Source organism: Mesorhizobium sp. M7A.F.Ca.CA.003.01.2.1 (assembly GCF_003998945.1).
Taxonomy (GTDB): domain Bacteria; phylum Pseudomonadota; class Alphaproteobacteria; order Rhizobiales; family Rhizobiaceae; genus Mesorhizobium; species Mesorhizobium ciceri.
Genome location: NZ_RZRA01000701.1, coordinates 1 through 3,095 on the forward strand (window position 1 = coordinate 1; position 3,095 = coordinate 3,095).

6 protein-coding genes are annotated in these 3,095 nt (G+C 62.7%); all 6 read left to right on the forward strand.

What is annotated here, in order from left to right; translation table 11 throughout:
• Positions 1 to 170, forward strand: a 170-nt coding sequence (locus EN969_RS23940) for an ATP cone domain-containing protein (protein WP_348632413.1), incomplete at its 5' end; no start/stop codon positions are given.
• A 2-nt stretch (positions 171 to 172) separates the two neighbouring features.
• Positions 173 to 1,288: a bifunctional diaminohydroxyphosphoribosylaminopyrimidine deaminase/5-amino-6-(5-phosphoribosylamino)uracil reductase RibD gene (ribD, locus tag EN969_RS23945; RefSeq protein ID WP_063167764.1), complete on the forward strand. Its 1,116-nt coding sequence runs from the start codon at positions 173 to 175 to the stop codon at positions 1,286 to 1,288.
• A 12-nt stretch (positions 1,289 to 1,300) separates the two neighbouring features.
• On the forward strand, positions 1,301 to 1,918 hold the full coding sequence (locus EN969_RS23950) for a riboflavin synthase (protein ID WP_063167765.1): 618 nt from the start codon (positions 1,301 to 1,303) through the stop codon (positions 1,916 to 1,918).
• Between the two features lie 63 nt (positions 1,919 to 1,981).
• Positions 1,982 to 2,242: a ribbon-helix-helix domain-containing protein gene (locus EN969_RS23955; protein ID WP_013532247.1), complete on the forward strand. Its 261-nt coding sequence runs from the start codon at positions 1,982 to 1,984 to the stop codon at positions 2,240 to 2,242.
• On the forward strand, positions 2,242 to 2,517 hold the full coding sequence (locus tag EN969_RS23960) for a type II toxin-antitoxin system RelE/ParE family toxin (protein WP_013532246.1): 276 nt from the start codon (positions 2,242 to 2,244) through the stop codon (positions 2,515 to 2,517). Before EN969_RS23955 ends, EN969_RS23960 begins: the two co-directional genes overlap by 1 nt.
• 81 nt (positions 2,518 to 2,598) lie before the next feature.
• The gene (ribH, locus tag EN969_RS23965; protein ID WP_063167766.1) at positions 2,599 to 3,093 is read left to right on the forward strand and encodes a 6,7-dimethyl-8-ribityllumazine synthase; all 495 of its coding nucleotides are present in this window, start codon (positions 2,599 to 2,601) and stop codon (positions 3,091 to 3,093) included.
• Positions 3,094 to 3,095: the final 2 nt, after the last annotated feature.

Genomic DNA, 3,095 nt, shown 5'->3' on the forward strand with positions numbered 1-3,095 from the left:
CTTCGGGAGAAGTCGGTCGCCTGGTCATGGAAGCGCTGAAGTCGCTCGACGATGTCGCCTATGTCCGTTTCGCCTCGGTCTACCGCAATTTTCGCGAGGCCAAGGATTTCCATGAATTGCTGGGCGAGCTCAAGGGCGACGAAGTCAAGGGTGAAGAGGAAGCCAGCTGAGCATGACTGCAAGCGAACAGGCCGCCCTTGATCGCCGCTTCATGGCGGCGGCACTCAGACTGTCGCGAAAAAATGCCGGGCGCACCGCGACCAACCCGTCTGTCGGTACGCTGATCGTACGCGATGACGGCAATGGTCCGATGATCGTCGGCACCGGCGTCACCGCTGTCGGCGGCCGTCCGCATGCCGAGACCGAGGCCTTGGCCGAGGCCGGCGACCTCGCGCGCGGCGCCACCGCCTACGTCACGCTGGAACCTTGCGCCCACCACGGCCGCACGCCGCCTTGCGCCAATGCGCTGGTCAATGCCGGCGTTGCGCGGGTCGTCGGTGCCGCCAGCGATCCCGATTCGCGCGTGTCCGGCAAGGGTTATGCGATCCTGCGCGCGGCCGGTGTCGAGGTGGTCGAGAAGGTGCTGGCGGCGGAAGCTGCCGAGCAGATGGCCGGCTATTTGATTCGATCGTTGAGAAAACGCCCGGAAGTGATTCTCAAGCTTGCGCTTTCCAGCGACGGCAAGATCGGCAGGGAAGGTGACGGGCAGGTGTCGATCACCGGCGATATCGCGCGCCGAGAAGTGTATCTGATGCGGGCTGAGGCGGACGCCATACTGGTTGGTATCGGCACCGCCCTTGAGGATGATCCGGCCCTGACGGTGCGTTTGCCGGGGCTTGAGAACCGTTCGCCTGCCCGCATCGTGCTCGACCGCCAGCTCAGGTTGCCGGAGGCCTCGAAGCTGGTTTCGGGCGTCGACCGGGTACCGCTCTATATCGCCGCTTGCCTGGAGGCCGATCCGCTGCGGCGGGCAGCACTCGAACGCGCCGGCGTGCGCTTCATCGGCACCGAGACGCACGAGGGCGGCGTAGCCTTGCCGGAACTACTCGAGGATCTGGCCGCGCTCGGCATGGCCAGCGTGCTGGTCGAGGGCGGCGCCAGGGTGGCGAGCGCTTTCCTGGCCGACGGGCTGGTCGACCGCATCGTGCTGTTCCAGGGACCGGATGCAATCGGCGACGACGGCATTGCATCGCCGATCGACGCCGACCATATCCCGGCAGGATTTCGCAAATTGCGCGACATGCGTTTCGGCGAAGACAGCTACGCCGAGTGGACAAGAGACCTCTAGGGATCAACACCGATGTTTACCGGAATTGTCACCGATGTCGGCACTGTCGCGTCCGTCAAGCCGCTCAGGGAAGGGGCGGGGCTGCGCATCGACACAGCCTATGACCCGCAGACCATCGCCATCGGCGCCTCGATCTCCTGCGGCGGCGTCTGCCTGACAGTCACGGCCTTGCCCGACAGCGCCTCGAATGCACGCTGGTTCGAGGTTGAAGCATGGGAGGAAGCCTTGCGGCTGACCACGGCCTCGGGCTGGAAATCCGGCACCAAGGTCAACCTGGAGCGGGCGCTGAAGATCGGCGACGAACTCGGCGGCCACATCGTTTCGGGCCATGTCGACGGCATGGCCGAGATCATCGAGCGCAAGGATGAGGGCGATGCCGTGCGCTTCACGCTGGAGGCGCCGCGCGACCTGGCGAAGTTCATTGCGCCCAAGGGATCGGTCGCGCTCGACGGCACCTCGCTCACCGTCAACAAGGTCGAAGGCGCGCGCTTCGACGTGCTTTTGATCCACCATTCGCTGACCGTGACCACCTGGGGTGAGCGCAAGGTCGGTGACCGCGTTAATCTCGAGATCGACACCATGGCGCGTTATGCGGCGCGGCTGGTCGAGGCGACGAAAGAGGGGCTTTAAGTGCTGCTGCACTCGACTTAATCAGTTTTAATCGCTATGATTAAATCTGATTGTGAGGCTCTGATGGATACAAAAGTAATCACCGCTCACGTTCCGCTGCCGCTGGCTGAAAAGGTAGATCAACTGGCTGCCCGCCTTGAGCGCCCACGCGGCTGGATCGTCAAACAAGCTCTTTCCGCGTGGGTGGATTTGGAGGAGGAGCGCCGACGGCTCACGCTTGAAGCAATGGCCGATGTCGACGCAGGACGGGTCATCGATCACCAGGCCGTGCAGGCGTGGGCTGAGAGTCTTGGTACCGACAAGCCACTGCCGGTGCCTCGTTGATGGAGTTGAAATGGACCAACAAGGCTTTGTCCGACTTGGTCCGGCTACATGATTTTCTCGTGCTAGCAAATGGCCCGGCGGCCGCACGTGCCGTGCAGTCGCTTACTGCCGCGCCGGCACGGTTGGTCGAATATCCGCGCATCGGTGAGAGACTGGAAGAGTTCGAACCACGAGAAGTGCGTCGCATTTTGGTAGGCAGCTACGAAATTCGTTACGAGATACAGAACACGACAATTTCTGTGTTGCGCCTGTGGCATACGCGAGAGGATCGATAGGACAGGAGTCCATCCAGCAATCTTCCGCTTGCGATGAACCCGGCTTCGGCCTAAGTCACCGGCAACTCCCCGGAGACTTTTATGGCTGGTACATCCCAACACGGCAAAGCCTTCATTCGTCCGAAGGCGAAGGCGCATCTGCTCATTGTCGAAGCGCGCTTTCACGACGACCTTGCCGACGCGCTGCTCGATGGCGCGACAAGCGCGCTCGATGAGGCGGGCGCGACTTATGACGTCGTCACCGTTCCAGGTTCGCTGGAGATCCCCGCGGTGATCACCTTTGCACTGGACGGCGCGACGGAAGGCGGCACACATTATGATGGCTTTGTCGCGCTCGGCACCGTCATCCGCGGCGACACCTATCATTTCGACATTGTCGCCAATGAATCCAGCCGCGCGCTCATGGATTTGAGCGTGCAGGACTCGGTCTGCATCGGCAACGGCATCCTCACCACCGAGAATGACGCCCAGGCCTGGACTCGCGCCAAGCGCTCGGAAGGCGACAAGGGCGGCTTTGCCGCGCGTGCGGCGCTGACCATGATTGCCCTCAAGGAACAATTGGGAGCGCGATCGTGAGC

Bases quoted from the DNA above. Each gene is read 5' to 3' on its own strand.
- ribD (WP_063167764.1), top strand. From the start codon at position 173: ATGACTGCAAGCGAACAGGCCGCCCTTGATCGCCGCTTCATGGCGGCG.
- EN969_RS23960 (WP_013532246.1), top strand. From the start codon at position 2,242: ATGGAGTTGAAATGGACCAACAAGGCTTTGTCCGACTTGGTCCGGCTA.
- EN969_RS23950 (WP_063167765.1), top strand. From the start codon at position 1,301: ATGTTTACCGGAATTGTCACCGATGTCGGCACTGTCGCGTCCGTCAAG.
- ribH (WP_063167766.1), top strand. From the start codon at position 2,599: ATGGCTGGTACATCCCAACACGGCAAAGCCTTCATTCGTCCGAAGGCG.
- EN969_RS23955 (WP_013532247.1), top strand. From the start codon at position 1,982: ATGGATACAAAAGTAATCACCGCTCACGTTCCGCTGCCGCTGGCTGAA.